This is a genomic window from Paenalcaligenes sp., assembly GCF_030152715.1.
Taxonomy (GTDB): domain Bacteria; phylum Pseudomonadota; class Gammaproteobacteria; order Burkholderiales; family Burkholderiaceae_B; genus Paenalcaligenes; species Paenalcaligenes hermetiae.
Map to the genome: position 1 here is coordinate 1 of NZ_JASLIX010000114.1, position 5494 is coordinate 5494.

7 protein-coding genes, 1 tRNA gene and 1 pseudogene are annotated in these 5494 nt (G+C 46.4%); 4 read left to right on the forward strand and 5 right to left on the reverse strand.

The window, feature by feature from the left end; translation table 11 throughout:
• Positions 1-1029 (reverse strand): annotated as a pseudogene (locus Q1V74_RS08995) (hypothetical protein); the annotation flags it as partial.
• Between the two features lie 65 nt (positions 1030-1094).
• Here Q1V74_RS08995 and cadR point away from each other — a divergent pair.
• Positions 1095-1520: a Cd(II)/Pb(II)-responsive transcriptional regulator gene (gene cadR, locus Q1V74_RS09000; RefSeq protein ID WP_300648287.1), complete on the forward strand. Its 426-nt coding sequence runs from the start codon at positions 1095-1097 to the stop codon at positions 1518-1520.
• Positions 1521-1576: 56 nt separating this feature from the next.
• On the opposite strand, the gene Q1V74_RS09005 is transcribed toward cadR, so the two are convergent.
• From Q1V74_RS09005 to Q1V74_RS09015, 3 genes are read right to left on the reverse strand one after another with little or no spacing between them, the layout of a single operon-like run.
• Complete coding sequence (locus tag Q1V74_RS09005; RefSeq protein ID WP_260648904.1) at positions 1577-1993, reverse strand: DUF6691 family protein; 417 nt, start codon at positions 1991-1993, stop codon at positions 1577-1579.
• Between the two features lie 11 nt (positions 1994-2004).
• Complete coding sequence (locus Q1V74_RS09010; protein ID WP_300648290.1) at positions 2005-2439, reverse strand: YeeE/YedE family protein; 435 nt, start codon at positions 2437-2439, stop codon at positions 2005-2007.
• Positions 2436-2762, reverse strand: a complete 327-nt coding sequence (locus Q1V74_RS09015; RefSeq protein ID WP_300648292.1) for a metalloregulator ArsR/SmtB family transcription factor — start codon at positions 2760-2762, stop codon at positions 2436-2438. The genes Q1V74_RS09010 and Q1V74_RS09015 overlap by 4 nt, the downstream gene beginning before the upstream one ends.
• Before the next feature lie 70 nt (positions 2763-2832).
• On the opposite strand from Q1V74_RS09015, the gene Q1V74_RS09020 reads away from it, so the two are divergent.
• The gene (locus Q1V74_RS09020; RefSeq protein WP_300648294.1) at positions 2833-3699 is read left to right on the forward strand and encodes an MBL fold metallo-hydrolase; all 867 of its coding nucleotides are present in this window, start codon (positions 2833-2835) and stop codon (positions 3697-3699) included.
• A gap of 176 nt (positions 3700-3875) precedes the next feature.
• Positions 3876-3951, forward strand: a tRNA-Asn gene (locus tag Q1V74_RS09025).
• 67 nt (positions 3952-4018) lie between these two features.
• Here Q1V74_RS09025 and Q1V74_RS09030 read toward each other — a convergent pair.
• Positions 4019-5038, reverse strand: a complete 1020-nt coding sequence (locus Q1V74_RS09030) for a site-specific integrase (RefSeq protein WP_300648296.1) — start codon at positions 5036-5038, stop codon at positions 4019-4021.
• Between Q1V74_RS09030 and Q1V74_RS09035 the strand changes: the two genes are divergently transcribed.
• A complete protein-coding gene (locus tag Q1V74_RS09035; RefSeq protein ID WP_300648298.1) occupies positions 5037-5174 on the forward strand; it encodes a hypothetical protein in 138 nt (45 codons plus the stop codon). The two genes, Q1V74_RS09030 and Q1V74_RS09035, sit on opposite strands and share 2 nt — an antisense overlap.
• Positions 5175-5494: the final 320 nt, after the last annotated feature.

Genomic DNA, 5494 nt, shown 5'->3' on the forward strand with positions numbered 1-5494 from the left:
TGCTTGCTGCACTGAAATGGCAATACGAGCTAGCAAACTCTCATCATAAGTACCTTGTGTGCGGTATTGCAGCTCGCCCATGCCGTTAATCGAACCCGCATACAGCCTATCTCCGCTCTGCTTAAGTACAGGTAAACTTTCACCCGTGATCGGTGCTTGGTTTACTGTTGACGAACCCGCTTGCACCACGCCATCTAAACCAATACGAGCACCTGGCTTAACCTTTACCAAACTGCCAGCGGCTACGGTTTGAGCTGGCTGTAAATGCCAGTGCCCCTGCTCATCAAAAACCTCAACCTCATCAGGCGCCAACGCCAATAGTCCATCGACAGCACGGCGTGCTCGATCCAAAGAGCGTGCTTCGATATATTCTGCCAGCGCAAAAAGTGACATCACCATCGCTGCTTCAGGCCACTCCCCCAGTAATACCGCCCCAGTCACCGCGATGCTCATCAACGCATTGATATTTAAATTACGATTAGTTAAGGCAATAAGACCCTTTTTATAAACCGTGCCCCCCGTTAATGCGATGGCTATCACCGACAGGACAATCACCATCCAAGAAGGCCATACGAGCCAGGCGCCCAGCTCTGCCAACAATGCCAAAAACACGGCACTTATCACCATCACAAGTGTTTTTTTCCCATGAGACGGCTTAAGCGTTTTAGGCTGATCCCCAGCTTGGATCAACACAGGATCCATGCCTAAACGTTGGATCGCGGACACCACTTGGGAACCATAACCAGCCGTATGTAATACATCTAATTGACGCTGCATCAAATGAAACTGCAACGCAATTACCTGAGCATCACCCTCAAGTTTTTTACGGATGAGTTGCTCCTCTACTGGGCAATCCATTTGTTCAATACGCAGCCGTGTCAGCTCCTGTCCCGCTTGCACCGCTAACGGGGCAACGGAGGACGGCGTATACGTTGGAGCCGCACAACAGCTTGCCGCAGCAGGTGACTCCATTTCGGGCTGATGCGCCTCGTCGTGGGAACAACATGATGATTTAGGCCAAGCACTCATAAAACACCTCTTCATTTTCCTGTATGCTTTAAGTAAACACCTTAAAGTCACTACAAGGTCAAGCCATGAAAATCGGAGAACTCGCTCAACTCGCCAACTGTGGTACCGAAACCATTCGCTACTATGAAAAAATCGGCTTACTGCCACCACCACGCCGTGACCACAGCAATTACCGCCAATATCACACTCAACACCTAGAACGTCTACGTTTTATACGTAATTGTCGTAGCTTAGACATGACACATGATGAAATTCGGGACTTACTAGCCTTTATGGATGCTCCGCAAGCCGCCTGCCACCCCGTTACCGAAATCATCACCGAACACTTGCGTCATGTGGATATACGCATCCAAGAATTACAACAGTTACGACAACAGTTACAGCAGCTCCAACACGCCTGCGCCCACGAAGGCACCACCGATGACTGTGGTATTTTGGAGCAAATTAGCAATATGACCCCCCTACCTGAAAATGAGACACATTTAGGATAAAAAAAGGCACCCCGAAAGGTGCCAAAGGTACTACACACAGATAAACCAAAAAATACTTATTTATTAAAAAACTGGCGCTGAATCCAAATCCCGACCACCATGGCGGGCAAAAACCACCACGCCATACCAATGCCTGCGCCAAAAGACACCAACACAGGGCCAGGGCAATATCCTGCCAACCCCCAACCCACGCCAAATAAAGCACTGCCAATCAGCAGCTTTTTATCAATATCCGTGCGCTTAGGAAGCGCCAGTTGCACACCACTTATGGGTTGAATTTTGTCTTTTTTTGCTAATGTAAAGGGAACAATAGCGACCGCAATCGCGCCCCCCATCACAAAAGCCAAAGAAGGATCCCAGTTTCCAGCCAAATCCAAAAAGCTTTGAACTTTATCTGGATGGGCTAAGCCAGAAATCAGCAAGCCTAAGCCAAACAGTAATCCGGCTAGCGCACCACCTACAATCATCATCATGAACGTATTCCTTAAACTAAGCCGAGTAGATGGCGAAAGATATACACCGTTAAAAACCCTGTAGCCATAAAGCTTAATGTTGCGACTATGGAACGCACAGATAAGCGTGAGATCCCGCATACGCCATGCCCACTGGTACAGCCCGAGCCAAGGCTACTACCAAAGCCAACAATAAGCCCTGCAATAATCAAAACAGGGATCGAGCGGGGGTTTGCCTGTGGCAGCTGCCCCCCCAGCGCAAGATATAACCACGGTGCGGCAAACACACCAATAAGCGCTGCAATACGCCAACCGCGCTGACCGCCCCCAAAAACGGACGTACTTAAAATGCCACTAACACCAAAAACGCGGCCATTTATCACTAAAAGAACAACAGCGGCTAACCCGATTAAGGCCCCGCCTAATAGCGACTGCCATGGGGTGAAATTCGCCCAATCAATGGTCATTTGTTTGACTCCTGAGGTGCACAAAACACCTGATAAAGGGTTTGCATAATCGTTAACACATCCGAATTTTCGAGGCGGTAATACACATATTTGCCACTACGGCGCGTTTGTACCAACCCATCTTTACGCAACACAGTAAGTTGTTGTGATAAGGTGGGCTGCTGAATGCCGCTTTCTTCGCCGATCTGAGAGACATTTTTTTCCCCCTCTACTAATAAGCAAAGAATAAGCAGGCGATCAGGATTAGCAAGACGACTAAGTAGTGTCGCCGCCTCGGTCGCGACCTCGTTGAGTTGCGCGATTTGATCAGTATTAACAGACATAGTTGCAAAAGTTTCTACAGACATTATACTTAATTATATATTATTATTTTATATATTAGAAGACCTAAATATGAAGACTCCGCACGCAGAAGCTTTTTTTGATCCGCAAACCTCCACATTCTCTTATGTGGTACATGCTCCTGGTAATGCGCAATGCGCCATCATTGACCCCGTTCTTGATTACGAACCGCATGCCGCTAAAACCAGCACCGAATCCGCACAAAAACTTGTGGACTACATTAAGGCAAACCAGCTTGAGTTGCAATGGATTATCGAAACCCATGCACACGCTGACCATCTTTCTGCTGGTGCCTGGTTGCAATCTCAGCTTGGCGGTCAAATCGCTATTGGTAGCCCCATTACTACGGTACAAAACACCTTTAAAACCATTTATCATCTGGGGGATCACGTCAAAACCAATGGCGAGCCATTCGACGTGCTGTTTAAAGCAGGCGATCAGTTCAAAATCGGTGATATGACCGTGGACGTCTTACATGTCCCTGGCCACACCCCTGCAGATATGGCCTATCACGTTCATGATTTGGGTATTTTTGTCGGTGACACCCTATTTTTACCTGATGTTGGCTCAGCTCGTTGCGATTTCCCAGGGGGCGATGCGGAACAGCTGTATGACTCTGTACAAAAATTGTTGAGCTTTCCCGACGATACGGTGCTGTTTATGTGCCACGACTACCCTCCCGCTGGCCGCGAGCCTCAACATGCTTGTACGGTAGCTGAGCAAAAACAGCATAACATTCACTTGCGCGATGGCATTAGCAAAGCCGAATTCGTCAAAATGCGCACCGAGCGAGACGCAACATTAGGCATGCCACGCTTGATCTTGCCTTCGCTCCAAGTCAATATTCAGGCAGGCAAACTGCCCCAGCCCGAAGACGATGGGCACCGCTACTTAAAAATCCCTTTAAACCGCTTTTAACTTTTTGCTCTAGGGGCTTGCACTTTTAAAAAAGTCTTGTTATAGTTATATTTCTTTGGCGGACACGGCTACACAGCCACCCCAAAGACAAGTAAAAATTTAGTTACTTGAAACGGGTTTGAAAAAAATAGTTGCAAATTTATTTCAAACCATGCTATACTAGATTTTTAAGCAATTCCCCGATAGCTCAGTCGGTAGAGCGACGGACTGTTAATCCGCAGGTCACAGGTTCGAGCCCTGTTCGGGGAGCCAGAATTCACCTTGTAAATCAAGGACTTAAAAGCCACCACTTAGGTGGCTTTTTTGTTTTCTAGCGTTACTATGACCTAAACGTGACGTGATCTGCATACTCAGCCAGATGGCTCGCATCTAAGTGAGCATACTTACGCACCATTTCTAATGTTTCCCATCCTCCTAACTCTTTCAAGATAAATAAAGGAGTACCTGCTTGTACATGCCAACTTGCCCATGTGTGTCGTAAGTCATGAAAACGGAAGTCTACAATTCCTACTTTTTTACATGCCTTATTAAACACACGCCTATCTATCTCTGAAATAGGTTTACCTGTTGAGCGAGTAAACACCCACCGCCCTCCCTTTTGTTTACGCCTACGCAATAAACCTAATGCTTCTGCATTTAAAGGTAAGGACCTAGCTCGACCTGACTTGGCTTTACTGCTAATAACCCAAGCAACGCCTGCATCCAAGTCTACGTTTTCCCACTCTAAGGTAAGTATTTCATTAGCACGTGCACCTGTATGCAAAGCAAACTCACACACATCGCGCATCCAAGGTAAATGAATGTTGTCTATCAATCGCTTCGCTAATTCCTTAGTAATCCATCGAACCCTTACATCAGGCTCGCGATAGTTAGTTAAGTTAGGTACTTTATCTATCCAGTCAGCTTTATGCGCCAATGAAAAAATACGACGGATACTCGCTAAATACCGGTTTTTTGTGGCTTCAGATATTTTTCTTGGCTCACGACCATCGTCAAACTCTCGATAGACAGGTAACCCTGCATAAATATCATCAGCCGTAATAGAACAAAGAGATCGCCCTGCAAAAACCTCAAGCCAATACCTTACATGACGCACTTTAGTTTGATAGTCCGCTTGCCCAGCACTGACTTGCAAAAAACGAACACATCCTTCTTCAAATGAGCGCTTAGGCTTTGCACCTAACTTTTCAATGCGCCACAACTCGGCTTTTAATTGATCGTGGTACTCTTGCGCTTCTTTTTTGTTTTTTGTGCCAGTAGAGCGTCTAACTCTTTGGCCACCGGGTGGGGTGATATCAACCCACCATATCCCTGACTCTTTATTTTTGCGGATCGCCATGACTTCTCCTGATCGACTCGCAACGATAATCGCTTCAAATTATTGCCTGCTCTCGTTGCTGCAGCAAGCTCTGATGGCCAAATGCGCCAACGGTTTGTACCAGGAACCTGAAAAGCAATTTGATGCCGCCTTCTAAAAAGCGTGAAGTAGGATACATCTAAGATTTCAGCGGCCTCTTTCAGTGTCAATGCTTTTTCTTTTCCTATCATTGCATCACCTTTAGAATCAAAATCTATTTCTACTGAACTGTTCACACCCTCTTTACACATCAAACTCCAATACAAATTCCTCTAGATCAAAAAGCCATAAAAAAAGCACCCTAGATTAGGGTGCTTTCTCTCGCATTGTCGGATCAATAACTAACCAAGATGGCATTGGGTGGGATCACCCCTAAACAAAAATAACATCAGCATCTACTCACTCATTCTACTAAGAAGTACTGCTAAAAAAGGGGGT